The sequence below is a fragment of the Flavobacterium fluviale genome (assembly GCF_003312915.1).
Lineage (GTDB): Bacteria > Bacteroidota > Bacteroidia > Flavobacteriales > Flavobacteriaceae > Flavobacterium > Flavobacterium fluviale.
Map to the genome: position 1 here is coordinate 1,756,767 of NZ_CP030261.1, position 26,836 is coordinate 1,783,602.

Here is a 26,836-nt window from a genome sequence, read left to right on the forward strand (position 1 = left end):
TGGGAACTTTTTAACGAATATCTTTTATGGGAGCGACAGTTACTACTGCAAACAACGACGAAAAAACTTGGGGAGGCGGTCATGAGATCCAGCCACTAGGATCAAGTTATGGTAAAATGATGATGTGGTTTTTTATCGTATCAGATGCCTTAACATTCTCTGGATTTCTAGGAGCTTACGGTTTTTCTAGATTTAAATTTATTGAAACTTGGCCTTTGGCTGATGAAGTGTTTACTCACTTTCCATTTATGCATGGTGTTGCGGCTCCAATGTATTATGTAGCTTTAATGACTTTTATTTTGATCTTTTCATCTGTAACAATGGTTTTAGCTGTTGATGCAGGTCACCAATTGAAAAAGACTAAAGTTGCAATTTATATGTTCTTAACAATTATTGGAGGTATAATTTTCGTTGGTTCTCAAGCTTGGGAATGGAAAAACTTCATTAAAGGGGAATATGGTGCTGTTGAAACTGTAGGAGGCAGCTTATTACAATTTGTTGATAAAGATGGTAGAAGAGTAGCTCTAGCTGATTTTGCTGTTAAATTACCAGAACAAAGAGAAGCTCTAACAAGAAGTCATTCAACTTGGTTTGTAGAAGATGCTCAATCTCTTCCAACTTACACAGTTGCTGAAGTTCAGGAAGGATTTAAAAACCATCCAGAAATTTTAATTAGAACTGAAAAACTTACTGATAAAAAGAAAAAAACTGTTTTATCAAGAGAAGAATCTGAAGCTCATTTAGCAAATGCTAAATATGTTGTAGAAGGTGCTAACTTGATTAGAAACGAGTATGGTAATAAGTTATTTGCTGATTTCTTCTTCTTCATTACTGGTTTCCACGGATTCCACGTATTGTCTGGAGTTATCATCAACATCATTATTTTCTTTAATGTATTATTAGGTACTTATGAGAAGAGAAGAAGCTACGAAATGGTAGAGAAAGTTGGTTTATACTGGCACTTCGTAGATTTAGTTTGGGTATTTGTATTTACAGTTTTCTACCTAGTTTAATTTTAGAATTTAATTATTATGTCACACGAGCACGTATCAAATACAAAAAGAATCTGGTTTGTTTTTGGATTACTTTCATTAGTAACTACAGTAGAAGTTATTTTAGGTATCTACAAACCTGCATCATTAGAATTTACTCATTTTATCGGTTTGAATTTGTTAAACTGGATTTTCTATATCCTTACAATTTTCAAAGCATATTATATTGTATGGGCATTTATGCACATGGAAGGTGAAAAAAGCAGTCTTAGATGGTCTGTTGTATCATCAGTTGTCTTCCTTGTTTTATATTTATTGTTTATTCTATTGACAGAAGGACATTATATTTATGGGGTTTTTAAAGATTCTACTATTAAATGGAATTTTTAACATGATATTAATTCGAAAAGAGTCCCGATAACATCGGGATTTTTTTATTTTTGTACCTCAATAATTTCCGTTAATACAATGAAAAAAAATATAGTTCTCTTTGTACTTTTTGTTCTGCCAATTGTAGCTTATTTATTTTTTGCTTCTGGTGTAAATAGTTTTACAACACTTCCTGTAATAACACCAAAAGTGGCTGATTTTGGAGATTGGAAATCATTAAACGGAAAAAAAGTTTCTCTTGATAAAAAGATAACTGTGCTTGGATTCTCGGGTTCGAATATTTTAGAAAACCGAGGAAATTATTTTAACTTAAATGAAAAGATCTATAAACGCTATAATGGTTTTGAGGATCTTCAGTTTGTAATTTTATGCCCGATTGGGACAGAGAAAGAAGCTCAAAAAATCGTAGATGCTTTATCTCCTTTTACAGATGTAAAAAATTGGAATTTCGTATTTGCTTCAAACGAAGAAATCCAAAAATTTTATGACCAGCTTCATTTAAAAGAAAAACTAAATCAAAATCTTGGAACTTCGAATGTTTATATCATAGATAAGGATCGCAGTTTAAGAGGACGAAAAGATAAAGAAGAGTATAAGGAAGGTTATGATACTTTTCATCCATCAGAATTAAGTAACGAGATGCTGGATGACTTCAAAATCATTTTATACGAATACCGCGCAGCTTTAAAGAAAAATCATAACGCTACAAAGCAACTTTAAAATCATTTATAATGTTCAAAAATAAATCATACATAGGGATTTCCTTTATCATTTTGATTTTTGGGATATATGCCATTCCTAAAATTGTTGATCGGGTTAAAAACGGGGAAATTGTAAAAGGAAACCGTTTAGATAATGTTGAAGCAAAATCTTCAAAGGAAGCTAAACTTTTAACAATTGGACCAGCTCCAAAGTTTGAATTGACGAACCAGGATAATGTAAAAGTTTCAAATGAAACCTATAAAGGGAAAGTGTATGTTTTAGAGTTCTTTTTTACAACATGTCCTTCTATTTGTCCAAAGATGAATATGAGTATGCTTGAGATTGAAAAGACTTTTTTTGGTAATCCAAATTTTGGGATTGTTTCTATAACGATAGATCCAAAACATGATACACCTCAAGTTTTAAAAGATCATGCCAAATTGCTGGGTGTAAAATCTTCAAACTGGAATTTCTTAACTGGGGATAAAAGTGTAATTATGGACTTGTCGAATAAAGGTTTTAATCTTTATGCGGGCGAAAATGACAAAGTAAGCGGCGGTTTTGAACATTCTGGTTTATTTGCTTTAATTGATAAAGACGGGAATATTCGCTGCAGAAAAGATGAATACGGAAATCCAACTATTTATTATGATGGTTTAGACAAAAAAGGAGTCCGAGATATTCAACAGGATATTAAAATTTTATTAGAAGAATAATAATGGAAGATAATACTTTAGAGAAAAAATACAGCAAACTTATTGTTGCAGTTTCAATTGTAATTCCGGTTGTTGTGGCAATTTTGTTTGGTGTAAAACTTAAAGATTTTGGTTTTGATGTAGAGCCTTTGTCATTTCTGCCTCCTATTTATGCTACTACAAATGGTATTACTGCGGTTGTATTGGTTTGGGCGGTTTTGGCTATTAAAAATGGAAAACAGAAATTACACGAACGACTAATGACTTTTGCTATCGCTTTGTCAGTTGCATTCTTGGTTATGTATGTTGCTTATCACATGACTGCTGATTCTACAAAATTTGGAGATTTGAATCATGATGGTGTACTTGATGCTGTTGAAAGTGCTAAAGTAGGATCGTTGCGATTGGTATATTTTGTTATTTTAATCACTCATATTTTACTTTCTATCGCAATTATTCCATTGGTTTTAATTACGTATGTGAGAGCGCTGGCTCAACGATTTGACAGACATAGAAAGATTGCGAAAATAACATTTCCAATTTGGTTATATGTTGCTGTAACGGGAGTTGTAGTATTTTTAATGATTTCTCCGTATTATGCTAATTAAATATAAAAATCAAAAATCGAATTCCAAGTTTCAAACTTTAATCTTTGGAATTTGTTTTTTCTTTATTGGGATTTCAATAAATGCTCAATGCGCGATGTGCCGTGCAGCTTTATCGGGTGATTCTAATACTAAAAAAGCCGAAGCGGTAAATGATGGAATTGTTTATTTAATGGTTATTCCATATTTGCTGGTCGTTATTATAGGATATCTAATTTATAGAATGTATAAAAAGAAAAAAGCAGTGTAATTTACACTGCTTTTTTTTTATTTAAGTCCGTTTACCGAAACATTTACAGTTCCGTTTATCTTTATAAAAGCGATTACGGCTTGATTGGTGAGCTGAATTTTATCGAACTGTATGTCTTCCATTTTTCCGTTTACAAACACACCTGGCATGGGAGAATAGTTTTTTAGATAGTCTGCCATCGTTTTTTTACCTTCTTCTAAATTAGGCTGAATAGAATATCTACAGCTTTCTTCCATTTTTCGCAGTACGTATCCCTGTACAAGCCAATTTGCTGTTCGCATTAATTTGCTTTTTGTATCTAGTACATAATCTAGTTTGTCAAAATAAATTTCCTTTGTTTGCGGATTATATTGAGGAAATCCGTTCAAGTAAAGCATTCCGTTTATAGATCCTAAAACATCTAAAGCAATTACCATTTTTCCGTTTTTATGCCAAATAGTAACATTTTTAACAGTTACTTTTTTACTTCCCGATCCAAATTCCTGTCCGGCAAAATTCTTGGTCATAATCTTGGAGGCATCTACATAGCTTGAAATCGCGGCAATATTAGCAGAAATCTGATTTGGAATTTTGGCAACTGGCTTTAATGCAATTTTGCTGGCGTTAAATTTAGATTCCGGCTGTTTTCCAACAATAGTCTCCATGTTGCATTTCATCCCCATGTCAAGTAAAAATGAATCATTTTTAAGTTTGGCATTTGTCGAGTAAATTTCGATAGGAACAATTCGAAGCCAGCTTTCATAAGTGTCGCTCATTTGAAATGGCGTACAGATTTTTTCTACTGCCTGAAGAACGTTAGGTTTAAAATCCATTGATTTTTCAATTGCTTCGTCTATTTTTTTCTCGAGTTTATCTTTAAAAATAGAGATTGCTGGATTGATCAAATAAGTAATCGGCATGTTTTTACCAAAAACAGTCATCGTTGGACTTTCGTTCCAATCAAGAGATTTAAATTCTGTTTTTGTAGTAAGTTTCCAATTTGTGAGGGCAGTTTCACTTGACAGTGTTATGATTCCGTTTAAGTTGAATTCTCTAACATCGTATAATTCTACACCAAGTTTTTTAGTGCCTATACGGTATTTGATGGTAGCCTTAAGCGGTAAAATAGTTTTTATTCTTTTATCTCGATTTGAAGGATCATTTTGAATTTTAATAGGCGCTTGTTTCCAGATCTTCATTTCAATGTCATCATCTTCGATAATATTGTCCTCATAAATTAATCCATTTAGGATAGCATTAGTTTGGTTTTCGATATCACTAAGCTTAATCGTAATTGGTAAATTGATAAAAGAAGGACTGCTGTCGTACACTAACGGAATAGCATCATCTGGTTCTGGTTTTAATGTCTCTAATTTTTGAGCGGAAGAACAGCTCGTTAGTACTACAAGTACTGCAAACATTGAAAGAATTGAAGAAAGCTTCATTAATATGAATTTTTATTACAAGGTAAAATTACGAAAACAATCATATTTTATTAAAAAAGTGTAACAATTAATAAAGATTGAAGTCTTATACAAAAGGGTAACGAAATTATTAACTTTTTATTATCATAATTTACTTAATAAAAATGTTATTATTGTCTCAAAATTTAACAATACCATGATCGAAATTAAAGATTTACACAAATCCTATAAAATGGGAAGTTCAGAGTTGCACGTGTTAAAAGGTATTAATTTTAATATCGAGGAAGGTGAATTAGTCGCGATCATGGGATCATCTGGTTCTGGCAAATCAACTCTTCTAAATATCCTAGGAATTTTAGATGAAGCCGATTCTGGAAGTTATATTTTAGATAAAACTCCAATAAAAAAATTAAACGAAACAATTGCTTCAAAATATCGTAATAAATTTTTAGGTTTTGTTTTTCAATCTTTTAACTTAATTAATTACAAATCGGCACTAGACAATGTTGCGATGCCATTGTATTATCAAGGGGTTAAAAGAAAAGAGCGATATGAAATTGCAATGAAATATCTTGAAAAAGTAGGTCTTGGGTCTCACTCTCACCACTTACCAAATGAGCTTTCAGGAGGGCAGAAACAACGTGTGGCTATTGCAAGGGCATTGGCCTCTAATCCTAAAGTTTTGCTGGCAGATGAACCGACAGGAGCTCTTGATACCAAGACGTCTTACGAGGTTATGGAACTGATTCAGGGAATTAATGACGAAGGCAAAACAATTTTGATTGTTACACACGAACCTGATATTGCTGCAATGTGCAAAAGAAATGTAGTCCTAAAAGATGGATTAATTATCGATGATAAAAAAGTAGAACAAGTTAGAGCTTCGTCTTATGTTTAATATTGAACGCTGGCAGGAAATATTTGAAGCCATTTCAAAAAACAGATTAAGAACATTCTTAACTGGAATTTCTGTGGCATCGGGAATTTTTATTTTGGTGATCCTGCTTGGTGCAGGTAAGGGTCTTCAAAATGGAATTGAAAAACAATTCGAACGCGATGCAGCAGGAATTATAGAGGTTTGGTCTGGTACAACAACTAAAGAATATAAAGGTTTGAATCCAGGCAGACAAGTACAATTTCGCAATAGCGATTATAATCAGTCTGTTCAGAAATTTGAAGATAAACTAGATTTGAGAGCTTCTACAAATAATTATTGGGGACAGTCTTTTAGTTATGGAAAAGAATCTGGGAATTATCAGTTTAGAGGAGTTGATCCTGATTATGGAGGAATAGAAAATCTGGTTATAGTTCAAGGACGATATATAAATAGTAAAGATTTACAGAATAACGAAAAGGTTGCTGTTATTGGAATGAAAGTAAAGACCGATTTGTTTAAAGATAAAGAGGCTCTTGGACAGGAAATATTAATTAATAATATCAATTTTAAAGTTGTCGGAATTTTTACAGATCCAGGAGGAGAGCGTGAAGAAGCTAGAGCTTATCTGCCATTAACAACGGTACAGCGAACTTTTGGAGGAGGAGATAAAATCACTAATTTGTTTTTTACCCTTAAAAAGACAAATGATTATGACGAAGCATTGGCACAATCTGAAAAATTTACACAAGACTTAAAAGACTTATTGAAAAGTAAAAATATGGTAGCTCCAGAGGATGACGGCGGAGTTGGAGTTTATAATTCGGTTAAAGATGCAAAACAGTTCTACGACTTGAATTTATATATCAGATTGTTTTTTTGGTGGGTGGGTATTTGTACAATAATTGCGGGTGTTGTTGGTGTGAGTAATATCATGCTGATTATTGTAAAAGAAAGAACAAAAGAAATCGGAATTAGAAAAGCGTTAGGAGCATCTCCATTTTCTATTATCACAATGATACTTCACGAATCCATTTTTATTACAACAATTGCTGGTTTTGTTGGGCTTTTAGGAAGCTTACTCCTGCTTGAATTTGTTGGACCGATGGTTCAGAGTGAATATTTTAGAAACCCGGAAGTTGATTTTAATGTGGCATTAACAACACTATTTCTATTGGTGTTTGCTGGTGCCGTTGCAGGTTTTTTTCCAGCATATAGAGCAGCTAAAATTAAACCTATTGTAGCACTTAGAGACGAATAGTTATGTTTAAAAAAGATAATTGGGACGAGATTTTACAGGCCTTAACGGCCAACCCTTTCAGAACTATTCTGACAGCTTTTGGTGTTTTTTGGGGAATATTTATTTTGGTGATTTTACTTGCTGCAGGTAATGGTTTGGAAAATGGCATAAAAAAAGGATTTGACGGAATTGCGACAAATACAATGTTTATGTGGAGCCAGACTACCTCTAAAGCTTACAAAGGTTTGCCAAAAACGAGAAGATATGATTTTAGAAACAGTGATGTTGCAGCTTTAAAGGCTGCACTGCCGGATTTACTATATGTTTCTCCACGAAATCAATTAGGTGATTTTAATGGAACAAACAATGTGGTTAGAGGAACCAAAACTTCTTCATTTACGATATATGGAGATTACCCAGAGCTTATAAAACAACAGCCAATGGATATCATCAAAGGCCGGTTTGTAAATCAGCAGGATATTCAGGAAAAGAGAAAAGTGGCTGTTATTGGTAAGGGAGTTATAAGCGAGCTTTATGGAAAAGAAGAAGAAGCTATAGGGACTTATGTTAAAATTAATGGCATAAATTTTATGGTGGTTGGAGTTTATAAATCCAAACAACAAGGCGGAAATGCAGAGCAGGAACAGAAAAATATTTTCATTCCTTTTACAACTTTTCAGCAGTCTTTTAATTATGGAGACAAAGTAGGATGGATGGCACTTACTGCAAAAGATGAAACTTCTATTACGGAATTAAAACCTAAAATTTTAGAAATAATCAAATCATTGCATTCTATAAATCCAACAGATGATAGAGCGGTTGGAAATTTCGATTTGTACGAACAATTTAATAAAGTGCAAAGCTTATTTAATATCCTAAAAGTGATTGCTTATTTTGTGGGAACACTAGTTTTGATTTCGGGAGTAATCGGGATTTCAAACATCATGCTTATTGTAGTAAAAGAGCGTACAAAAGAAATTGGAATAAGAAGAGCATTGGGCGCAACGCCGGGAGCTATTCGCGGACAGATATTATCAGAATCTATATTTTTGACCATAATCTCTGGAATGCTTGGTATTGCCGTTGCAACTGGAATTATTGCACTTTTAAATCTAGCCTTGGATTCGATGCCTCCGGGAGAAAACACCATGTTTGCTAATCCAAGTGTGGACTTGGGAGTTGTATTTGTTGCTTTATTAATATTAGTTGGATCAGGGTTGCTGGCAGGATTTATTCCGGCGCAGACCGCGATCAATGTTAAACCTGTAGATGCTTTAAGAACAGAATAAATTATCAATCAAAATAAATCGATTAAACCAAAAACAAATGAAAAAAGGAGTAACTGTAACCATTTTAATATTTATTGCGATCGTGTTTTTTGGCGCACTTTACTATTTGTATGCCAAAAATCAGGAGTCGCCAATTGTGTTTAAAACGGAGAAACCAGAAATTAAGACTATTGTAAAAAATACAATTGCAACTGGTAATATTCAGCCAGATGAAGAGGTTTTAATCAAACCAAATATCTCTGGGATTATTGAACAAGTATATATCAAAGCGGGTGAGAAAATCAAAGCTGGTGATATGATCGCAAAAATTCGAGTTGTTGCAAACGTTTCTAATGTGAGCAGTACGCAGAATCAAGTTCAGACAGCAAAAATTGCTTTGGACAATCAGGAAAGACTTTACAAAAGACAAAGAACATTATTTGAAAAAGATGTAATTTCTGCAAATGATTTTGATGCTGCACAAGTAGCTTACAATCAGGCAAAACAAACTTATCTGGCTGCAAAACAAAGTTTGGATATTGTTAAAACAGGAACGACATCTTCTTTAGGAAGTTATGCCAATACTTTAATACGTTCTACTGTTAACGGAATGGTTTTAGACGTTCCAGTAAAAGTTGGAAACCAAGTTATTGAAAGCAATAATTTTAATGAAGGAACTACAATTGCCAGCGTTGCTGATGTTGGAAGAATGATCTTTATTGGGAAAATTGATGAGTCTGAAGTAGGTAAAATCAAAGAAAAAATGCCTATTGAAATTACAATTGGTGCTATTGAAAATAAAAAATTTGATGCAGTTCTAAATTATATTGCACCAAAAGGTGTTACAGAGAATGGAGCAATTCAGTTTGAAATTAAAGCTCAGATGGTTAATAGAGATGATACTTTTATTAGAGCTGGCTTGAGTGCAAATGCTTCTATTATTTTGGAAAAAGCGGATAAGATTCTGGCAATAAAAGAATCACTAGTGCAATTTGACAAAAAGACACAAAAGCCTTATGTTGAGATTGAAACGGCTCCACAGAAATTTCAAAGAAAAGATTTAGTTCTTGGAGTGAGTGATGGAATCTACGTTCAAGTTAAAAGCGGCGTGAAGAGTTCAGATAAAATAAAAATCTGGAATCAAGGTTTGATTAATGAAGGAGAAAAAAAATAATTTAATTTGAAGTTTTAGGGATCCTTTTGGTTTTAAAAAATGTTAAATTTGCGTAGTTACATTTACTGCGCTTTCATTTAAAATATATGAAAATAAATAAAATTAATAGTCTGGTTTTTGCAATGTTATTCGGTTTTGGATTAGCTGGACATGCGCAATCAAAACAATGGACACTAGAAGAATGTGTGCGATATGCATTAGAAAATAACATCACAATAAAATTGACAGAATTAGATGTTAAAAATGCAGAGATTGATAAAAGAGGTGCGTTAGGGAGTTACCTTCCGTCTGTAAATGGAAATGCATCGCACTCTTGGAATATTGGTTTGAATCAAAATATTACAACAGGTTTACTTGAGAATCAAACAACACAATATTCGTCTGTCGGTGCTTCGGTAGGAGTTGATATTTACCGAGGACTTCAAAATCAAAATACATACAGAAGAGCGAAGTTATCTATTATTGCGTCAAAATATCAATTATTAAAGATGCAGGAAGATATTTCTTTGAATGTAGCTAGTGCTTTTTTACAGATTTTATCTAACAAAGAAGATTTAAAAGTTAAAAAAGAACAGTTAGTAATTGATGAAAAACGATATGCGCGTTCTGAAGAAATGGTAAATGCTGGAACAATTCCTCGTGGTGATTTATTTGACCTAAAAGCTACAGTGGCTACAGATAAACAAAATATTGCTGTTTCTGAAAATAATTTATTGATTTCTAAATTGAGTCTGGCACAGCTCTTACAGTTAAAGGAGTTCGCAGATTTTGATGTTATTGATGATACGAATTTGGAAGACGAAAACAATATCATGGCACAGAGTCCGATTGAGATTTATAGTAAAGCTAAAGAAATAAGAACAGATCTTAAATTGGCACAAACTAATCTTGAAATTGCTGAAAAAAATGTAACTATTGCGAGGGGTGCATATCAGCCTACTTTAAGCGCTTTTTATAATTTTAATACAAGAGCGAGTTATTCTGATATCGTTACAGGTGCCACTTTAAATACTGCGAACCCAACATCTCAAATTGGATATGTTCAGGGAACAAATCAAGCAGTTTTGCAAAATAATTACTCACCAGTTCTTGGCAATGCAGCTCCTATTTTTGATCAGTTTAATGACAATAAGGGACAATCTTTCGGCTTACAGCTTTCTGTTCCTATATTCAATGGTTGGTCAGTTAAGAACAATGTAGAACGCAGCAAAGTAAATTTAGAAAAATCTAAAATAGATTTAGAACAAAAAAGTTTAGATTTGCAGCGTGACGTTTATACCGCATTTACTGATGCAAGAGCAGCTTTAAACACTTACGAAGCGTCAGCTGTTACTCTAGAAGCTAGACAGCAGGCATACAATTATGCAAAAGAAAAATATGATGTAGGTTTGATGAATTCATTTGATTTTACCCAAGCTCAAACATTGTTGACCAATGCGCAGTCTGATGTTATCAGAACAAAATATGATTACATGTTCAAAATTAAGATAATTGAATTTTATTTCGGAATTCCAATCGTTCCAATTATTACAAAATAATTTATTATGTCAAAAAAAACAATTTATTTCTTAGTAGGTGGTGCAGTAGTACTTATTGCAATTTTAATCGGTCTTTCGAAATCGGGCGTAATAGGAAATAAGGATGAAGGAAAAGAAGTAGAGACAGCCAAAGTAACTGCTTCAACAATTGTTGAAACAGTTTCAGCAACAGGTAAAATTCAACCAGAAATTGAAGTAAAAATTTCTCCAGAAGTATCTGGGGAAATTATTTTGCTTAATGTAAAAGAAGGTCAGGTTGTTAAAAAAGGAGATTTGCTGGTTAAAATTAATCCGGATTTATATACCTCTAGTTATAACCGTTCGGTATCTAACTTATCAGGTTCTAAAGCTGGTTTAACACAATCTGAGGCTAGTTTTAAAGAAGCAAAAGCTAATTATGATCGTAACAAAACATTATACGACAAAGGTGTAATCTCAAGATCTGACTGGGATAAAGCCATAGCTTCGTTTGAAGTGGCAAAAGCGACTAAGCAAAATTCTTATTACAGCGTACAAAGTGCTTCGGCTTCTGTAAGTGAAGCAAGAGACAACTTAGGGCGTACAACTATTTATTCTCCAGCAGACGGGACAATTTCTGTTCTAAATGTAGAATTAGGAGAAAGAGTTTTAGGAACGCAGCAAATGGCTGGAACCGAACTTTTACGTGTAGCAAACCTTAACAACATGGAGGTTGAAGTTGATGTAAACGAAAATGACATTGTAAAAATTAAAATTGGAGACGAAGCAAACGTTGAAGTTGATGCTTATCTAAAAAAGAAATTTAAAGGAACGGTGACTAGTATTTCTAACTCTGCCAGCACAACTTTAACTTCAGATCAGGTAACGAATTTTAAAGTTAAAGTTCGTATTTTGAAAGAATCGTATCAAGATTTATTAGAAGGAAAACCAAGTACGTATTCTCCTTTTAGACCTGGAATGACAGCTACTGTTGATATCATTACAACAACAAAAACAAACGTTTTGGCAGTGCCAATTAGTTCTGTTGTTGTAAAATCAGATACTACAGCGGTCAAAGATTTTAAAGTTGAAGATCCGAATGAAGATAAAAAAGCGGCTCCGAAAAATGATAAAAAATTCGAATGTGTTTTTGTAAAAGTGGGAGATAAAGCTAAAATTAGAGTTATAAAAACAGGAATTCAAGACGATACTAATATTGAAGTAATGTCTGGTTTAAAGCCTGGAGATGTTGTAATTACAGGCCCTTACACAACCGTTTCTAAAGATCTTAATTCTGGAGATAAGGTCAAGCTTAAAAAAGCTGATGCTCCGAAGAAATAAAAATACCATTCAATACTAATTTTAAAATTTAATACTTTGTCTTTTATCCTCAACATCGAAACGGCCACTAAAAATTGTTCTGTATCTGTTGCAAAAGATGGAAAAACCATTGTTTGCAGCGAACTAGCAGATGAAGGCTATTCGCATGCAGAAAAACTTCATGTTTTTATTGAAGAAGTAATTGCAAAAGCAGGCATTTCTGTTCAGGATTTAAATGCAATTGCAGTCAGCCAGGGTCCAGGATCTTATACAGGATTAAGGATTGGTGTTTCTGCCGCAAAAGGATTGTGTTATGCTTTAAATATACCTTTAATCGCTGTCGATACGCTTAAAACTTTGGCTTCTCAGGCCGAAGTTACAGATGGAAAAATTATTCCAATGTTAGACGCACGCCGTATGGAAGTTTACAGTGCTGTTTTTAATCCAGACTTGACAGTTGAAAGAGCGATTAAAGCCGAAATAATTGACGAAAATTCCTTTCAAGAATATACAGACAAGCTTTACTTTGTAGGCGATTGTGCTGACAAATGTAAAGCTGTTTTAACTGAAGATAATTTTGTGTTTTTAGAAGATATCAAATATCCTTCGGCACAAGCTATGAGTGAAATCAGTTTTGATAAATATCAAAAAAGCGACACTGTAGATGTCGCTTATTTTGAACCTTATTATTTAAAAGATTTTATGATTACTGCTCCTTCAAAAAAATAATGAGAATTATTTTTGAAGTGTAAACGGCTGAACCGATATTCCTGCTGCATCCAGTGCAACTTTGCAATTTTCCAAAGTATCTGAAACTACAGAACCAAAGTCTGCCTTTGCGGCCCACGGACGAACTGCAAAATCAACAGAACTCGCAGATAGGTTTTTTACGAAAACTTCTGGTGCTGGATTTTTAAGAACCTTTGGATTTGATAGTAAAACCTCTAAAAGAATATCTTTCGCTTTTTTGATATCCGAGTCATAAGAAACTGAAAATGTCAAGTCGGCTTTTCTTTCAGCCTGCATCGAATAATTAATGATCGTTCCGTTTGATAATGCACCATTCGGCACAAAAACGGTCTGATTAGTTCCAGTAATCATTTTTGTTACAAAAATTTGAATTTCTTCAACAGTTGCAATAACGCCTTGTGCCTCAATTGTATCGCCAACTTTAAAAGGCTTAAAAACAATAATCAGCATTCCTCCTGCAAAGTTCGAAAGCGATCCTTGTAACGACAAACCAACAGCAAGGCCCATTGCTCCTAAAATCGCAACAAAAGAAGAAGTTTCGATTCCTAGTTTTGAGATAAAAGTAACAAATAGAAGAATTCTAAGTGCCCATAATAAAATGTCTGCCAGAAATTTTGTTAAAGTTGGGTCAAGATTTCTCTTTACCATTATTCTTCTAATTAATCTGTTTATCAGGCGGATCGCGTATAAACCAATAAATAAAATTAGAAATGCAGAGATTAATTTAGGAGAATAATCAACTAAGATGTTAATAAATCTGGCGATGTAAGTACCAACTTGATCTGAAGTAACTTCGTTCATGATTTTAAAATAAAAAAAACCTTCTCAAAAGTAGAGAAGGTATGTTTGTGCTGCAAATATAATTGAAATTCTTATATAAGAAAAAAGGCATTAAGCATTAACCGCCTCAACCTTTATAGCTTCATCATTCAACATACTTTTAAGCATATTTTCGATACCGCTTTTTAAAGTAAATGTTGATGAAGGACATCCGCTGCAAGCGCCTTGTAAAAGTACTTTTACCGTTTTGTCGTCTTCATTGTAAGATTCGAAAGCAATATTTCCACCGTCAGCAGCTACCGCAGGTTTTACATATTCTTCTAGGATATTAATAATTTGTTGAGAAGTAACATCCAGTTTATCAAATGCTTCGTCTTTGGTTACTTCATTTTTTGTTGTAGTTTGAATTAGAGTCTCATCTAAAACAGTTCCGCCGTTTTCGATAAACTGTTTGATAAATGTTCTCAGCTCTAGTGTAATTTCAGACCAGTCATTAATTTCATATTTTGTAACAGAAATATAATTTTCATCAATAAAAATTTCTTTTACATAAGGAAATTTAAATAATTCCTGAGCCAATGGAGAAGAAGCAGTCTGGTCGATATTTTTGTATTCTACCGCGTTGCGTGTCAGCATTCTGCTCACTACAAATTTTAATGCAGAAGGATTTGGAGTAGTTTCTCCGTAAACTGTTATAGGCTGTTTTTTTGCTTTAGTTTCATCAGCTTTAATGATTACTCCTCCTTTTTCAACAAAAGAACTAATTTGTTCAGCAACAGCATCTTTAACATCGTCCCAGTCTACAATACTGTATCTTTCGATTGCAATAAAATTTCCAGAAATATAAACTGTTTTTACAAATGGTAAATAGAATAATTGCTGTGCAAGAGGAGACGCTTGTGCCTCATCGATATTTTTGAACTCAAAGTTTTGATTTTGAGTAATAAAATCTTCAAATTCAAACTTTAATATAGTAGGATTTTGAGTTTCTTTTATGGTGATTTTTGTCATGGTATTATATTTTTTGCAAATTTACTAAAGTTATTTTCTACTAATAGCTATATTTGATTTTTTAATAAAATAATTAAGACTCTTTTCAAATAAATCGTACTAAATTGCAGGAGTGAAAATTATATAGATACAAAATTGCCTTTATGGAATTAAAAATCAAGGTTTTATTAATTTTTATCATTACATCATTTTATTCTTATTCTCAAGAGGGAATACCTGTCTATTCGGATTATTTGTCGGATAATTATTATTTAATTCACCCGTCAATGGCTGGTGCTGCTAATTGCGCGAAGATTCGATTAACTGCCAGAAAACAATGGTTTGGACAGGAAGATGCTCCGTCTTTGCAGACTTTAAGTTTTAATGGAAGAGTGGGAGAACGCTCTGGAGCTGGTATTATTGTTTTTAACGATAAAAATGGATATCACTCTCAGAAAGGCGTTAAGTTAACTTATGCGCATCATATAATGTTTTCCAGAGACGAAATTGATCTGAATCAACTGTCTTTTGGAATAAGCGGAGGGTTGATACAGAATCAATTGGATGAAACGAAATTTGGCGGCACTTTTGATCCAATAGTTTTCGGTTCTATTCAAAAAGATTCTTATTTTAATATTGATGTTGGAGCATCTTATAACTTTCTGGATTTTTATGCACATGCAACTGTTCAGGGATTATTAGAAACTCGAAGAGAATTGTATACAGATTACGAGAGTGATAACCTTAGAAAATTTCTATTAAGTGTAGGATATGTTTTTGGGAAAGATGATAAAATTACCTGGGAACCTTCTATACTTTTTCAACTGTTTGATCAAACGAAAGAAAAAACAATCGATATTAACTTGAAAGCTTACAAAACTGTTGATTTTGGAAGTATTTGGGCAGCGCTTTCTTATAGAAGAGGTTTTGATGGTGCTCAGTATCTATCTAACAGTGGTGTTGCTTCTCAAAAATTACAATTTGTAACACCAATTGTGGGTGTCAATTTTAAGAATTTTATGTTTGCCTACACGTATTCTCAAGTGATGGGAGATGTAAAATTTGATACAGGCGGTTATCATCAAATTACTTTAGGAATTAATTTATTTTGTAAAAAAGAACGTTACGACTGTAAATGTCCTGCAATTAACTAAATTTTATCTTTTATGCTGATTAAATCTGTAAACGGAAAATCACCTTTGATTCCAGACGATTGTTATGTTGCCGAAAATGCCACTATTGTGGGAGATGTAACTTTTGGCGATTCCTGCAGTGTTTGGTTCAATGCTGTTATTCGAGGAGATGTGCATTTTATTAAAATTGGCAACAAAGTAAATGTTCAAGATGGCGCTGTTATTCACTGCACTTATCAAAAACACCCAACTATAATTGGTAATAATGTCTCTATCGGACATAATGCCATTGTACACGGATGCACGATTCACGATAACGTGTTGATCGGAATGGGGGCTATCGTAATGGACAACTGCGTGGTTGAAAGTAATGCGATCATTGCGGCAGGAGCCGTGGTGACTCAAAACACTGTTGTGACTTCTGGAAGTATTTATGCAGGCGTTCCTGCTAAAAAAGTAAAAGATATAGATCAGTCTAATTTTGCAGGTGAAATCGAACGTATTTCCAATAATTATGTAATGTATTCAAGCTGGTTTAAAGACGAAGAATAAACTTAAAAAAATCCAATAAAAAAATTCCAAATTCCAAAAGAGTAGAATCTTGGAATTTGGAATTTTTCTTTTTTTGAATTTAAAAAACTTATAGGTTGATTTTTTCGAAAAAAGTATTTTTATAGCTTTCGCTGATAGGAATTCGTTTGTCGCTTATTAAAACTTTATTCTTCTGAATAGATTTCACATGTTTGATATTGATAATATACGATCTGTGAATCCTCGCAAATCCTTTGGTAGAAAGTAAATTTTCTAATTTAATCAAGCTGATTAAGGTCAAAATAAATTTATTATCTGTTGTATAAATTTTGACATAATCTTTTAAACCTTCAATAAAAAGAATATCGGCAAAATTCAATTTTACATTTTCATATTCTGCACGAACAAACATAAAATCCTGCTCAATTTCTGGAACATTTGTGTTTTCAGCAATTGCCTGATTGGTAATTGCAGGCTGTAAAACCTGCTGTGCTCGAACTACTGCTTTTAAAAAGCGATGAAAAGGAATTGGTTTTACCAAATAATCGACCGCACCAAGATTAAATCCCTCTACAGCATAATCTGAGTATGCAGTCGTAAAAATAACTAAAGGCTTTTTTTCTATCGTATTTAAAAAGTCGATGCCAGAAAAATGAGGCATTTGAATATCTAAGAAAACTAAATCAACATTATTCTGATTGATAAATGAAACGGCATCAATTGCGTTGTTAAAAGAATTTATCAATTCGAGCGAATCTATTTTTTTAACAAAATCCTGCAGTAATTCTACGGCTAAAGGCTCATCATCAATAATTACACATTTCATTTTTTTGGGAGTTTAGGTTATAATTTGTTTTGGCGTTCAAAAGTAATTTGAAACCAGTAAATTAAGTTTTAAAGTTTTCATAAAAACTGGTTCACAAATCACAATTATGCGTTAACTGTAATAGTTTTAGTGAGCGTATAACCATCTGTTAAATTGCCAGTTATAACAGCCAATTCGTCAGATAAACTGTCTGCAAAAACATTGTCTTTTGTATTTGCAGTATCGGCTTGTCCGTGTGCCGCATAATTAGTACTTGAATATACTTGACTGGAAATGGTTTCTGGAAAAGCAATTTGAGTTACTAATAAAGAACTTCCAGAACTCGATAAAACTTCAACATGTATATGCGGTGCCCTTCCTTGATACCAGCCAGGATAAATCGAAATAAAAGAAACATTCCCGTTAGTATCCGAAGTTTGTCTTCCTCTTAAAAAATGAACAGAAGTGTAATCTGTCTGCTGCATTGATGTGCCTCCGTACTCTGAATAATTTCCGTCTTTGTCGCAGTGCCAAACATCTACCAAAATCCCCGAAAGAGGTTCGCAGTTGTTATTTTTATTTTCAATTTTTAAATTAATCAGAAGTGCGATTCCAACACGGTCAGATTTAATATTTTCTAAAACCAGCTGACTTGGTGTTTTTATTGGAAAAGGACCTTTTGTTTCTGATGGTGAAACCGTACAGCTGCCATCTCCAGAATTGCCTGTGTTAGTTTTGTCATGGTCACTTTTGGAGCATGATTCTAATAATGTTGAAGCTGTTGCTAATGAAGCAATGCCTAAGATCCCATTTCGGAGGAATTTTTTTCTGTCCATAATCAGTTTCGTTTAATGAATTGCGGTTTTGATCTCATCTAATTTTAAATTCAAATGAACTCTGTAATAGGCATTATCCTGAGTGATGGTTAGTTCGTGTGCATTAGGGTAAAGTAAATCGAGACGACTTTGGATATTTACCAATCCAATTCCTGAATTTTCAGGGTCTTTCACATAATTTTCGATCGTATTTTCAATCCAAAAATCAAGATTATTATCTGTAATAAGGATTTTAATTTTTACGTGAGCTGCACCTTTGTAATCTGTTCCATATTTAAAGGCGTTTTCGACAAATGAAATCAATAGTAATGGTTCAATAAATTTGTTTCTAGTGTCGCCATGTACATTAATTACAATATCTTCAATGTTGTTTAATCTCAGTTTCTGCAATTCAATGTAATTCTGAATATAGTTTACCTCTTTTTCTAAAGCCACTGTTTTATTATCTGTCTCATAGAGCATATAGCGCATAAGTTCAGATAAGGTCACGATGGCATCAGGGACCAAATCAGATTTTTTGTGTGCCAAAGAATAAATACTATTCAAAGAATTAAATAAGAAATGCGGATTGGTTTGTTTACGCAGATATATTAATTCGGTATTTGTTCTATGTGTTTCGGCAATCAGCTTATTCTGCTGATTATTATAAAATTCAGTTAGTGTTCTAATAATAGCGCTGATCGTAATGATCAAAATATAGAAAAATGACGGACCTATTTTAAAGAAAATCGGTTGTTTCATCTCAATTCTGCCCCTTGGAAAAAAATGCGGATCGTGCGGCATCATTTGCGGAGGCATTACATTTTCGGGTCTTAAATGTCTAAATTCTGGAATAAAATAATTTATTCTGATAATCATAAAAGCGGCAATAAGTCCGAAAGCGGCGATAAAATAAAGCCAGTATTTTTTTTGTAAAAGATAGATTGGAACCAAGTAAAAATAATTCAGATAAAACAAGACAATCCCTGTTCCCCATTGTACATAGAAATCATTATTGATTTTAAATGGACTTTCATAAAACTGAATCAGCGAAGTCAAAATAAAGAAAACCCATATCGCACAATGAAATAAGATTTTGTTATAGCTGTTATTTTTAATGGTATCTATCTGCATTTACAATTTTATTTTTAATAAAATTAAATCTTTTTTGGTTACCGTTGGAGATAAGTTTTCTAGGAGCTTTTCTTTAACAAGATTGGCAGTTTTTAGGGCATCGTCTTGTGTCGCAAAACTTTTATTTTCACTTATCACCGGAATGATGGATTGCTTAATGATTATTTTTTCTTTGTATGAAATGGTGTAGCCCCATCCAGAATTTGTTTTAAAAACCTCAGATCTTAGTACTTCTTTTTTGGTGCAGGAAGCAAAGAGCAGCAGCAATAAAATAAGTATCAAATTCTTCTGGAATATTTTCCAGAAGAATTTTTGAGTATTAATTATCATCGTCATTTTGTTCTTCTAAAGGTCTAAATTCCCACGCATCATCAAAATAAGTAGTGCCAATTCTTCCTAACATATAAAAACCACGATTGTTGATAGTAAAGCCTACAGCATCAGTTCTGGTAGCACCTTCCATTGGAGTTCTTTCAACCCACAAATCAGTTGTCGGATTGTATTCCCAAATTGTTTTGATGTTTTCTCCACCCACAACATATCCTAAATTATTCATAGAAAAACTCGATGCATTAGAGCGTACAATTGCATATTCGTCATTATACGTATAATCATCGTCAGTGTCTTTGTCAATATCTCGTTTTCTTGTCCAAACATCAGTTGATGGATCAAACTCCCAAAAATCTTCTTGGTAAACGCCGTTGTTTACACCTGTTGCCAAATAAGCTTTATCTGAAATAACAAAAACAGTTGCATTACGTCTTTTGTTTCCGCTGAAACCATTTACAAGCGTCCAAGAATTGGCTTGATCATCATATTGATAAAAATCTTTTAAATAATTTCCGTCATAACCAGTCCCAAAATAAGCTTTGCCTCCAACTTGAAAACCAACCGCAGCATAACGGGCCGTTCCTGCAAAATCAGTTTTTTGTGTCCAGCTGTTCGCAGCAGGATCATACTGATAAAAATCTTTCAGTTTATTTGTTCCGTCGTAACCAAGGCCAACATATCCTTTGTCATTTAATGCAAAACTAGATGCAGAACTTCTTCCTACGCCGGCAAAATCTGCTTTTTGTTCCCAATAATCACCAGTAGAGTTGTAAGCCCATAAATCTTTTAAATAAACATCGCCTGTATAACCACCGGCAACATAAGCATAATCTCCAATAACGAAACTAGTCGCACTAGATCTTGCAGGACCGTCAAAGGCCGATTTTTTAATCCAGTTTCCCATCAAATCGTCATCATCGTCATCATTACTGCAGCTTATAAAAAAGAGGCTCGAAAATAGAGCTGTGAATAGAATTCCTTTTTTTAGATTAATCATAGTGTATTTAATATTTATTGTTTGTATTTGATCCCCAATCCTAAAATGTAACCGTTGCCTGTATTGTAGTCATAAACTTTATGGTCACTGTTGTTTAATAAGTTGTATTTTTTATTAAAATCATAACCAGCTTTGAAGTTTAAAAACAAATTTTTGGTTACGTTTCTTTCATATTCAAAAGCAGATGTCATTTGTGATAGAACTGCTTTTTCAGCGGTACTATTTTGATTAGATATCGCATCCAAATGATAGAAATTTCCATTAAAGCTATTCGTCAGACTAAATATGTTTCTGTCATTATTTGAAAACGAAAATTTTGAATCTGGAAAACCAATTTTTAAATTTGTTCTTTCATTCATTTTATAATCAAAAGCAATAATTGGAGTAAATTTTGGTGCACCAAATATTGATGTTCGGCCAGCTCCAAGTATTACATTTAGCTTTGAACTAAGTTTTTGGTTGATCTCCAGATCTCCTAAAACAGTAAGATCTGAGAAATCTAAATTTCCCTGAAAATTTGCTGTAGGAATTACAGAAACCTGCCATTTTGTTTTTTCTGATATTACTCCAGAATATTGAAATGTATTTTTAATCTGATTGAATTTATCCTGATCAGCATAAAAATTATAAGGATTAAATTCATAGTTCACTTTCAAATTCGAGTATTCTAATGTGTTAGTTATCTTATTTTTTGTTCCTAATTGTTTTTGGTAAAAAAGAGAAATATCACTTTCGTTGAAATTTATTTTTTCTGTCGGCTCAGTTTTTATAGTGACAGAAGCACCAAAATTTTCTTGGGCTTTTGTGCTTAAAACCGAAATCAAGAAAAGAGCATAAATTAAAAACCGTACTTTCATTATTTATTTTATTGGCTCAAAATTAGGCGGATGACTGTCTTAAAAAAAAGAAGATATATGTATGAGGTGTTTTGATAGACAAAATCGTCTTTTTTAAGGTCGAATAAAATTTTATCAGACGAATTGCCATCATAGATCATTTTGTGCGATCTGTAGCTTAAAAATGCACGATAGTATATGTTATAGTGTGTCGGCAAAGCTTGCATTTTATATTTGCTCAAAAAATAAATTATGCACAAGTTTATATTGATTCTTCTTTTTGTACTAACCTTATTTTCGTGTGGTACAGATACTGATACAGGTGAATTTACTGTTGGATCAGATTATTTGGCTTTAAGCAATAAAGTGATTATGATCGATACTGTGACGGTCGAAATGTCAACTATAAATTTTGATTCGCTGATAACATCAAGCCGAAGCAGAATTCTGATAGGAAATTACGATGATCCCATTTTTGGGAAAGTGAAGTCAGACAGTTATTTTCAGCTTTCTACTACTTCTTATGCATTAAATGGCTCTACTTCAGATACACAGGCAATCAATTATGTCTTCGATTCGATTTCCATGATTCTTAAATATGATAATTATTACTATGGTGATACCACAAAGGTTCAAACTTTTAATATTCATCGACTAATTCAAAAAGTTAAACCTAACACCGATAACGACAGCTTTTATAATAATTCAACTTTAAACTACAGCCCAGAAAGCCTCGGAACAATATCATTTACACCAAGACCGACTCAAAAAGATTCTATTAATATTAGAATGAATGATGAATTTGGAGAAGCTCTTTTTCAAAAAATTAAAAAAAGAGAAATTACAGATTTTGACAGTTTTACAGAATACTTAAAGGGACTTGTTTTAGTTCCTGAAACTGGCAGTTCTTCTAATGTTATTGGATTTAGCGTTCCAGAAAGTAAAGTGAGGATGTACTATTCAAAATATCATGCAGACGCAGATGAGTTGTCGTATATAATTGATTTTACGATAGCTGATATTGCAAAGCAGTTTAACTCTATTTCGTTGGATAAAACGGGCACTTTATTGCAAAATCTCCCCATTTCCAGCAGTTATCTTCCAAGTACGCAGACCAATAATCAAGGATTTATACAGTCAGGGACTGGTGTGGCGTGTCGAATAGATTTTCCAAATATAAAGCAGTTTAAAAATATTTCGACCAACGGAGCAATTGTTAATGCAGAACTTATTCTAAAACCAGTAAATAATTCGTATTCAGAAAAATATCCTTTAGAAGATTCTCTTGCGGTTTATGTGGGTGATAATCTCAATAGAGTCAGCAGTGCATTAGTAAATTCTGCGGGTACAACCGTTTATGGGTTATTAAATAAAAAGAGTGATGAATTTAACGAAAATGTAGCCTACACAATTCCAATTGGAAGTTTTCTGCAAAGCGAAATGCTCAAAAAAGCAGATTCCAGATCATCGCTCATATTAACACTTCCTGGAATTTCTAAATCTGTTGACCGAATAGTTTTGGCAGATCAAAAAAATCCGAATAATAAAATTCAGCTGAAAGTTTATTACATCTCTTACTAAATGAAAAATAAAATAATTTTATGGAGCTGCTTCATTTTGATGTCGCTGACTTCTTTTTCTCAAAGTATTTCCAGTTCTCCATATTCATTGTATGGAGTGGGAAGTTTATATGAATCAGATTTTGGATATCTGCCATCTACAGGTTCTTCAGGAATTGCACTGCCATCAGATATTTTTATCAATAATTTAAATCCGGCATCTTTGGGCTTTATGTATCAAAATCACTTTCTTTTTGATATTGGAGGAAAAGCTATAGCGACAACCTATCAAAGTGGTAATAGATCAGAGAAACGAAACAATTTTCAATTTTCACATATTGCTTTTGCCTTTCCAGTTACAAAAAAATCTGGTTTTAGTCTTTCGCTTCGTCCTTACTCAAGTTCCGTTTTTAAAATCTCAAATTTGAAACTGCCAATTGCGGACAGTCAGGAATACTATTATGTAACAGCTGAAGGATCAGGCGGATTAAATAATTTAGATTTTTCGTATGGATACCGCTTCGGAAAGAAATTGACATTAGGAGCAACCGCAACAGTTCTTTTTGGAAACACGGTTGATGATCGTGCGTTTTTAATTGCAAATACAATTACAACAATACACAAAAAAACTGATTACAGCGGCGTTCGTGCCCTATTAGGTGCTCAATACAAAATAGATTCTACTTTTACAATTGGTACAACATTTAAGGCTCCTACACGGGTAAATGCATCTAAAGTGCAATCTGTAACGAGTATTGCAGATGAAGTTGAAACGGCTGTAGAATCGGATAAAGCCTCAGATACAGACGATTATTACATGCCATTAGAAATGGGCTTTGGAATTAGTAAAAGATTTAAGAATAACTTGAATGTGACTTTCGATTATGAAAAAAGTTTTTGGGAAGATACAAAGCAGTCTGAATTATATGGTGATTTTGTAAACCAAGATCGTTTTGCGTTTGGACTGACTTACAGCACAAAAAAAAATGTTCGAAAATATTGGGATAGGGTAGGATATGCAGCTGGTATAAGCTACGATACAGGTTATCTTGAAGTGGATGGAAAACGTGTGAATAATGCATCGTTTTCAATCGGACTTAATCTTCCTGTTGATAACACTTTTTCTTCTTTGAATGTTTCGTATTCTTACGGACAAAAAGGAAGAATCGCAAATGATCTAATCAAGGAAAACTACCATAAAATATCGCTTAATTTATCGCTGGACGGAATTTGGTTCGTCAAGCGAAAGATCGAATAATCCTAAAAATCTTTTCGGATTACAGGATATTTATGCTCTAAAATTGACTCTAAAACTTTAGGGTTAGAATTGACATAAAAAACAGGATCATTTTCTGTACTATCCGAAAATCCAACTTTATCGCGAAGTAAATTTTTAGTCTGGCGTGCAACAGCTTCTCCTGAATCAATAATTTTAATATGATCTGGGAGAATTTTTTTAATCTGAGGAATTAGATAAGGATAATGACTGCAGCCCAAAACAAGATAATCGATATTAGCTTCTATCATAGGCTGTAAATACGATTCTAGTAATTGTGTCATTTCTGGAGAATATAGATTTCCATCTTCAATAAGCTGTACCAATCCGTGACCCACTTGTTCAATTATTGTGGTGTGTTGAAACATCTCGGCAGTCTTGTTAAACAATTCACTGTTTAAAGTTCCTTTTGTGGCAAGGATTCCTATTACCTGAGTCTGCGAATTGTTTGCTGCAGGTTTAATTGCCGGTTCTATTCCAACAAACGGAACGTCATACGCTTCGCGAAGTTCAAATATTGCATTTGTAGTAGCTGTGTTGCAGGCAACAACAATTAATTTGCAATTATTCTCTAGTAAAAACTCTACATTTTTTTTGCTTAAATCAACAATTTCATCTTTGCTTTTTTGACCGTATGGTGCATTTTTGCTATCAGCCAGATATATAGTTTTCTCGTTTGGAAGAAGATCATGAATAGCGCTCCAGATGGAAGTTCCGCCAATGCCAGAATCAAAAACGCCTATAGGATTGTTGTTTATCATAAAGCAAATTTAATATTTTTTGATACAATTTGTTAGTCTAAGTTAATTCAAATCTAGAAAATATACGAGAGATTGGTTTTAAATTTTTGTAAAAAAAAACTGCTCAAAAATAAATTGAGCAGTTTAATTATTCGAGTTGGAATTTCTTAGAATCCTAAATCTTTTTTAACGTCAGCAGTGATGTTTGGACCATCAGCTAATAATAAAGTAGAACCGTCTAAAACGTATTGGAAACCTTTAGCTTTTCCAACTTTTTGGATAGAAGCTCTAACTTTTTCCATTAAAGGTTTTACGATATCAGTTTCTTTTTGTTGAAGTTCTTTTTGTGCATTGTCTCTGTAATCAACAATTCTTTTTTGCATATCTTGAACTTCTTTAGAACGCTCACCGTTAACAGCATCAGTTACTGTAGCAGCTTCTGCTTCATACTTTTTGATTTTTACTTGATATTCATCAACCATCTTTTTGTATTCAGCATCATATGTTCCACTTAATTTTTGCAGTTGATTTTGAGCATCTAACATAGCAGGCATTTTCGACATGATCTCGCTTACATCAACATGGGCAACTTTAGCCTGTGCGTTCATTGTGTTACTTGCTCCTAAAATTAAAATCGCAGCAATTAGTAAAGTTTTGATTTGTTTCATCATTTTTAAAAATATTAATTAATTATTGGTCGTATTTGTTTTCTGTGTTCCGGCTTCTTTTGCTTTTTTAGCCGCTTCTCTTTCTTCTAAAATTTTCTTTCTTTTCTCTTCTAATTCTTTTTTGCGCTGCTCGTAAAGTAATTGTCTTTCTTCTGCTTTTGTCATTGCAGGCTCAGCAGTTGTTGTTCCTTCAGTTGCATTTGCTGCAGGTTTCGCCGTTGCATTTGTTTTAGCAGCCTCTGTTGCTGCAGGTGTTTCTGATGCTGTTTTAGCTGTTCCAGAAACCGTGCCATTTTTTTTAGCTTCCCTTTCGGCTGCGATGGCATTTCTTCTGTCTTCGTATTCTTTTTTCTTAGCTTCCTGCTCTAATTTTCGATCTTGAATTAGTTTCTCTCTAGCCGCTTTTTTCTCGTCAAGAGCTTTTTGACGATCTGCCATTGCTGGATTTTCATCTATTGCATTTTCAAGATTTTCTTTAGCTTCCTGCTCTTTCAATTGTTTTTTTGTCAGCTGCTCACGTTTTTCCGTACGGTTTAAAACTCTTAAAACCTGATCGCTGATGTCAAATCTTTTATTACTGAAAAGCATTGTTAGATCTGATGATTTGTCAAAAACAAAGTCATAATTTTTAGCCTCTGCGATATCTTGTACAGCAGTAAAAACCTGATCTTGTATTGGTTTTGCCAAAGCTGCTTTCTGACGCATTAAATTACCATCAGCACCAAACTGCTTCTGCTGATAATCCATCATTTCTTGTTCCTGAAACTTGATTTCAGTTTCTCTTTCTTCTATTAATTCTTTAGTAAGTAAAGCTTTTTCAGCTTTTAAACTTTCCTTTAGGGTATTAATATTTAATTTTTTAGCCTCAACTTCCTGTTTCCACTTTTGAGCTTTTAACTCTAATTGTGATTTAGCTTCTTTGTAATCGGAAACATTTTCTAAAATATATTCCATGTCGATGTAGCCTATCCTAGTCGTCTTACCTTGTGCCTGACTTGTATTTGCTACAATCAAGGCTAAAAATATAAATAAAAATTGTTTTCTCATAACATAACTTTATTTGATGATTTTTAACCAAACGTT

At 33.2% G+C, this 26,836-nt stretch carries 29 protein-coding genes; 17 read left to right on the plus strand and 12 right to left on the minus strand.

From position 1 onward, the window contains the following. Window positions 1–26: 26 nt before the first annotated feature. From HYN86_RS07770 to HYN86_RS07795, 6 genes are all read left to right on the plus strand, one after another. On the plus strand, window positions 27–1,013 hold the full coding sequence (locus HYN86_RS07770) for a cytochrome c oxidase subunit 3 (protein ID WP_113677527.1): 987 nt from the start codon (window positions 27–29) through the stop codon (window positions 1,011–1,013). An 18-nt stretch (window positions 1,014–1,031) separates the two neighbouring features. Continuing rightward, complete coding sequence (locus HYN86_RS07775) at window positions 1,032–1,382, plus strand: cytochrome C oxidase subunit IV family protein (RefSeq protein ID WP_113677528.1); 351 nt, start codon at window positions 1,032–1,034, stop codon at window positions 1,380–1,382. A 78-nt stretch (window positions 1,383–1,460) separates the two neighbouring features. Then, window positions 1,461–2,102: a hypothetical protein gene (locus HYN86_RS07780; protein ID WP_113677529.1), complete on the plus strand. Its 642-nt coding sequence runs from the start codon at window positions 1,461–1,463 to the stop codon at window positions 2,100–2,102. A gap of 11 nt (window positions 2,103–2,113) precedes the next feature. Next, on the plus strand, window positions 2,114–2,800 hold the full coding sequence (locus HYN86_RS07785; protein ID WP_113677530.1) for an SCO family protein: 687 nt from the start codon (window positions 2,114–2,116) through the stop codon (window positions 2,798–2,800). Between the two features lie 2 nt (window positions 2,801–2,802). Further along, window positions 2,803–3,387, plus strand: a complete 585-nt coding sequence (locus HYN86_RS07790; RefSeq protein WP_113677531.1) for a DUF420 domain-containing protein — start codon at window positions 2,803–2,805, stop codon at window positions 3,385–3,387. Then, the gene (locus HYN86_RS07795) at window positions 3,377–3,634 is read left to right on the plus strand and encodes a hypothetical protein (RefSeq protein WP_113677532.1); all 258 of its coding nucleotides are present in this window, start codon (window positions 3,377–3,379) and stop codon (window positions 3,632–3,634) included. The genes HYN86_RS07790 and HYN86_RS07795 overlap by 11 nt, the downstream gene beginning before the upstream one ends. A gap of 17 nt (window positions 3,635–3,651) precedes the next feature. Here the strand turns inward: HYN86_RS07795 and HYN86_RS07800 are convergent, their stop codons facing one another. Next, window positions 3,652–5,058 (minus strand): DUF4403 family protein, encoded by a 1,407-nt coding sequence (locus HYN86_RS07800; protein ID WP_113677533.1) that lies wholly within the window; start codon window positions 5,056–5,058, stop codon window positions 3,652–3,654. A 175-nt stretch (window positions 5,059–5,233) separates the two neighbouring features. Between HYN86_RS07800 and HYN86_RS07805 the strand changes: the two genes are divergently transcribed. From HYN86_RS07805 to tsaB, 7 genes are all read left to right on the plus strand, one after another. Then, on the plus strand, window positions 5,234–5,935 hold the full coding sequence (locus HYN86_RS07805; protein WP_095953361.1) for an ABC transporter ATP-binding protein: 702 nt from the start codon (window positions 5,234–5,236) through the stop codon (window positions 5,933–5,935). Further along, window positions 5,928–7,172 carry an ABC transporter permease gene (locus HYN86_RS07810; RefSeq protein WP_113677534.1) on the plus strand — a complete coding sequence of 415 codons (1,245 nt, stop codon included), beginning with the start codon at window positions 5,928–5,930 and terminating at the stop codon, window positions 7,170–7,172. The genes HYN86_RS07805 and HYN86_RS07810 overlap by 8 nt, the downstream gene beginning before the upstream one ends. Before the next feature lie 2 nt (window positions 7,173–7,174). Further along, window positions 7,175–8,440 carry an ABC transporter permease gene (locus tag HYN86_RS07815; RefSeq protein ID WP_113677535.1) on the plus strand — a complete coding sequence of 422 codons (1,266 nt, stop codon included), beginning with the start codon at window positions 7,175–7,177 and terminating at the stop codon, window positions 8,438–8,440. A gap of 37 nt (window positions 8,441–8,477) precedes the next feature. Then, the gene (locus tag HYN86_RS07820) at window positions 8,478–9,593 is read left to right on the plus strand and encodes an efflux RND transporter periplasmic adaptor subunit (RefSeq protein ID WP_113677536.1); all 1,116 of its coding nucleotides are present in this window, start codon (window positions 8,478–8,480) and stop codon (window positions 9,591–9,593) included. An 86-nt stretch (window positions 9,594–9,679) separates the two neighbouring features. Next, window positions 9,680–11,131 carry a TolC family protein gene (locus HYN86_RS07825; protein ID WP_113677537.1) on the plus strand — a complete coding sequence of 484 codons (1,452 nt, stop codon included), beginning with the start codon at window positions 9,680–9,682 and terminating at the stop codon, window positions 11,129–11,131. 6 nt (window positions 11,132–11,137) lie between these two features. Beyond that, the gene (locus tag HYN86_RS07830) at window positions 11,138–12,430 is read left to right on the plus strand and encodes an efflux RND transporter periplasmic adaptor subunit (RefSeq protein WP_113677538.1); all 1,293 of its coding nucleotides are present in this window, start codon (window positions 11,138–11,140) and stop codon (window positions 12,428–12,430) included. A 36-nt stretch (window positions 12,431–12,466) separates the two neighbouring features. Beyond that, complete coding sequence (gene tsaB, locus HYN86_RS07835) at window positions 12,467–13,138, plus strand: tRNA (adenosine(37)-N6)-threonylcarbamoyltransferase complex dimerization subunit type 1 TsaB (protein ID WP_113677539.1); 672 nt, start codon at window positions 12,467–12,469, stop codon at window positions 13,136–13,138. 6 nt (window positions 13,139–13,144) lie between these two features. On the opposite strand, the gene HYN86_RS07840 is transcribed toward tsaB, so the two are convergent. After that, window positions 13,145–13,960, minus strand: coding sequence for a mechanosensitive ion channel family protein (locus HYN86_RS07840; RefSeq protein ID WP_113677540.1), 816 nt, complete (start codon window positions 13,958–13,960; stop codon window positions 13,145–13,147). Between the two features lie 90 nt (window positions 13,961–14,050). After that, window positions 14,051–14,950, minus strand: coding sequence for a NifU family protein (locus HYN86_RS07845; RefSeq protein ID WP_113677541.1), 900 nt, complete (start codon window positions 14,948–14,950; stop codon window positions 14,051–14,053). Window positions 14,951–15,093: 143 nt separating this feature from the next. Between HYN86_RS07845 and HYN86_RS07850 the strand changes: the two genes are divergently transcribed. Next, on the plus strand, window positions 15,094–16,083 hold the full coding sequence (locus HYN86_RS07850) for a PorP/SprF family type IX secretion system membrane protein (RefSeq protein WP_113677542.1): 990 nt from the start codon (window positions 15,094–15,096) through the stop codon (window positions 16,081–16,083). Window positions 16,084–16,095: 12 nt separating this feature from the next. Beyond that, window positions 16,096–16,614 carry a gamma carbonic anhydrase family protein gene (locus tag HYN86_RS07855; RefSeq protein ID WP_113677543.1) on the plus strand — a complete coding sequence of 173 codons (519 nt, stop codon included), beginning with the start codon at window positions 16,096–16,098 and terminating at the stop codon, window positions 16,612–16,614. An 88-nt stretch (window positions 16,615–16,702) separates the two neighbouring features. Here HYN86_RS07855 and HYN86_RS07860 read toward each other — a convergent pair whose 3' ends face one another. The 6 genes from HYN86_RS07860 to HYN86_RS07885 all read right to left on the minus strand — a co-directional run bounded on the left by HYN86_RS07860 (window position 16,703) and on the right by HYN86_RS07885 (window position 21,531). After that, window positions 16,703–17,419, minus strand: coding sequence for a LytR/AlgR family response regulator transcription factor (locus HYN86_RS07860; RefSeq protein WP_113677544.1), 717 nt, complete (start codon window positions 17,417–17,419; stop codon window positions 16,703–16,705). A 104-nt stretch (window positions 17,420–17,523) separates the two neighbouring features. Further along, window positions 17,524–18,234 (minus strand): dioxygenase family protein, encoded by a 711-nt coding sequence (locus tag HYN86_RS07865; protein WP_113677545.1) that lies wholly within the window; start codon window positions 18,232–18,234, stop codon window positions 17,524–17,526. A gap of 12 nt (window positions 18,235–18,246) precedes the next feature. Beyond that, a complete protein-coding gene (locus tag HYN86_RS07870) occupies window positions 18,247–19,347 on the minus strand; it encodes a sensor histidine kinase (RefSeq protein WP_113677546.1) in 1,101 nt (366 codons plus the stop codon). Continuing rightward, on the minus strand, window positions 19,348–19,677 hold the full coding sequence (locus HYN86_RS07875; protein WP_113679880.1) for a DUF4907 domain-containing protein: 330 nt from the start codon (window positions 19,675–19,677) through the stop codon (window positions 19,348–19,350). It abuts the gene before it with no gap. Next, on the minus strand, window positions 19,667–20,674 hold the full coding sequence (locus HYN86_RS07880) for a Kelch repeat-containing protein (protein WP_113677547.1): 1,008 nt from the start codon (window positions 20,672–20,674) through the stop codon (window positions 19,667–19,669). The genes HYN86_RS07875 and HYN86_RS07880 overlap by 11 nt, the downstream gene beginning before the upstream one ends. Window positions 20,675–20,688: 14 nt before the next feature. Next, window positions 20,689–21,531: a DUF6268 family outer membrane beta-barrel protein gene (locus HYN86_RS07885; protein ID WP_113677548.1), complete on the minus strand. Its 843-nt coding sequence runs from the start codon at window positions 21,529–21,531 to the stop codon at window positions 20,689–20,691. A 231-nt stretch (window positions 21,532–21,762) separates the two neighbouring features. Here HYN86_RS07885 and HYN86_RS07890 point away from each other — a divergent pair, with 231 nt between their 5' ends. Then, window positions 21,763–23,091, plus strand: coding sequence for a DUF4270 family protein (locus HYN86_RS07890; protein ID WP_113677549.1), 1,329 nt, complete (start codon window positions 21,763–21,765; stop codon window positions 23,089–23,091). Then, window positions 23,092–24,327 carry an aromatic hydrocarbon degradation protein gene (locus HYN86_RS07895; protein ID WP_113677550.1) on the plus strand — a complete coding sequence of 412 codons (1,236 nt, stop codon included), beginning with the start codon at window positions 23,092–23,094 and terminating at the stop codon, window positions 24,325–24,327. A gap of 2 nt (window positions 24,328–24,329) precedes the next feature. On the opposite strand, the gene murI is transcribed toward HYN86_RS07895, so the two are convergent. The 3 genes from murI to HYN86_RS07910 form a co-directional block, all read right to left on the minus strand. After that, window positions 24,330–25,106, minus strand: a complete 777-nt coding sequence (gene murI, locus HYN86_RS07900) for a glutamate racemase (protein ID WP_113677551.1) — start codon at window positions 25,104–25,106, stop codon at window positions 24,330–24,332. Window positions 25,107–25,252: 146 nt separating this feature from the next. Further along, on the minus strand, window positions 25,253–25,756 hold the full coding sequence (locus tag HYN86_RS07905; protein WP_170830271.1) for an OmpH family outer membrane protein: 504 nt from the start codon (window positions 25,754–25,756) through the stop codon (window positions 25,253–25,255). Window positions 25,757–25,771: 15 nt separating this feature from the next. Further along, window positions 25,772–26,800: an OmpH family outer membrane protein gene (locus tag HYN86_RS07910; RefSeq protein ID WP_113677552.1), complete on the minus strand. Its 1,029-nt coding sequence runs from the start codon at window positions 26,798–26,800 to the stop codon at window positions 25,772–25,774. Window positions 26,801–26,836 lie beyond the last annotated feature (36 nt).

Excerpts from the sequence above, each read along its gene's own strand:
- HYN86_RS07770 (WP_113677527.1), top strand. The coding sequence starts at position 27 with ATGGGAGCGACAGTTACTACTGCAAACAACGACGAAAAAACTTGGGGA.
- HYN86_RS07775 (WP_113677528.1), top strand. The coding sequence starts at position 1,032 with ATGTCACACGAGCACGTATCAAATACAAAAAGAATCTGGTTTGTTTTT.
- HYN86_RS07780 (WP_113677529.1), top strand. The coding sequence starts at position 1,461 with ATGAAAAAAAATATAGTTCTCTTTGTACTTTTTGTTCTGCCAATTGTA.
- HYN86_RS07785 (WP_113677530.1), top strand. The coding sequence starts at position 2,114 with ATGTTCAAAAATAAATCATACATAGGGATTTCCTTTATCATTTTGATT.
- HYN86_RS07790 (WP_113677531.1), top strand. The coding sequence starts at position 2,803 with ATGGAAGATAATACTTTAGAGAAAAAATACAGCAAACTTATTGTTGCA.
- HYN86_RS07795 (WP_113677532.1), top strand. The coding sequence starts at position 3,377 with ATGCTAATTAAATATAAAAATCAAAAATCGAATTCCAAGTTTCAAACT.
- HYN86_RS07800 (WP_113677533.1), bottom strand. The coding sequence starts at position 5,058 with ATGAAGCTTTCTTCAATTCTTTCAATGTTTGCAGTACTTGTAGTACTA.
- HYN86_RS07805 (WP_095953361.1), top strand. The coding sequence starts at position 5,234 with ATGATCGAAATTAAAGATTTACACAAATCCTATAAAATGGGAAGTTCA.
- HYN86_RS07810 (WP_113677534.1), top strand. The coding sequence starts at position 5,928 with ATGTTTAATATTGAACGCTGGCAGGAAATATTTGAAGCCATTTCAAAA.
- HYN86_RS07815 (WP_113677535.1), top strand. The coding sequence starts at position 7,175 with ATGTTTAAAAAAGATAATTGGGACGAGATTTTACAGGCCTTAACGGCC.
- HYN86_RS07820 (WP_113677536.1), top strand. The coding sequence starts at position 8,478 with ATGAAAAAAGGAGTAACTGTAACCATTTTAATATTTATTGCGATCGTG.
- HYN86_RS07825 (WP_113677537.1), top strand. The coding sequence starts at position 9,680 with ATGAAAATAAATAAAATTAATAGTCTGGTTTTTGCAATGTTATTCGGT.
- HYN86_RS07830 (WP_113677538.1), top strand. The coding sequence starts at position 11,138 with ATGTCAAAAAAAACAATTTATTTCTTAGTAGGTGGTGCAGTAGTACTT.
- HYN86_RS07840 (WP_113677540.1), bottom strand. The coding sequence starts at position 13,960 with ATGAACGAAGTTACTTCAGATCAAGTTGGTACTTACATCGCCAGATTT.
- HYN86_RS07845 (WP_113677541.1), bottom strand. The coding sequence starts at position 14,950 with ATGACAAAAATCACCATAAAAGAAACTCAAAATCCTACTATATTAAAG.
- HYN86_RS07850 (WP_113677542.1), top strand. The coding sequence starts at position 15,094 with ATGGAATTAAAAATCAAGGTTTTATTAATTTTTATCATTACATCATTT.
- HYN86_RS07855 (WP_113677543.1), top strand. The coding sequence starts at position 16,096 with ATGCTGATTAAATCTGTAAACGGAAAATCACCTTTGATTCCAGACGAT.
- HYN86_RS07860 (WP_113677544.1), bottom strand. The coding sequence starts at position 17,419 with ATGAAATGTGTAATTATTGATGATGAGCCTTTAGCCGTAGAATTACTG.
- HYN86_RS07865 (WP_113677545.1), bottom strand. The coding sequence starts at position 18,234 with ATGGACAGAAAAAAATTCCTCCGAAATGGGATCTTAGGCATTGCTTCA.
- HYN86_RS07870 (WP_113677546.1), bottom strand. The coding sequence starts at position 19,347 with ATGCAGATAGATACCATTAAAAATAACAGCTATAACAAAATCTTATTT.
- HYN86_RS07875 (WP_113679880.1), bottom strand. The coding sequence starts at position 19,677 with ATGATAATTAATACTCAAAAATTCTTCTGGAAAATATTCCAGAAGAAT.
- HYN86_RS07880 (WP_113677547.1), bottom strand. The coding sequence starts at position 20,674 with ATGATTAATCTAAAAAAAGGAATTCTATTCACAGCTCTATTTTCGAGC.
- HYN86_RS07885 (WP_113677548.1), bottom strand. The coding sequence starts at position 21,531 with ATGAAAGTACGGTTTTTAATTTATGCTCTTTTCTTGATTTCGGTTTTA.
- HYN86_RS07890 (WP_113677549.1), top strand. The coding sequence starts at position 21,763 with ATGCACAAGTTTATATTGATTCTTCTTTTTGTACTAACCTTATTTTCG.
- HYN86_RS07895 (WP_113677550.1), top strand. The coding sequence starts at position 23,092 with ATGAAAAATAAAATAATTTTATGGAGCTGCTTCATTTTGATGTCGCTG.
- murI (WP_113677551.1), bottom strand. The coding sequence starts at position 25,106 with ATGATAAACAACAATCCTATAGGCGTTTTTGATTCTGGCATTGGCGGA.
- HYN86_RS07905 (WP_170830271.1), bottom strand. The coding sequence starts at position 25,756 with ATGATGAAACAAATCAAAACTTTACTAATTGCTGCGATTTTAATTTTA.
- HYN86_RS07910 (WP_113677552.1), bottom strand. The coding sequence starts at position 26,800 with ATGAGAAAACAATTTTTATTTATATTTTTAGCCTTGATTGTAGCAAAT.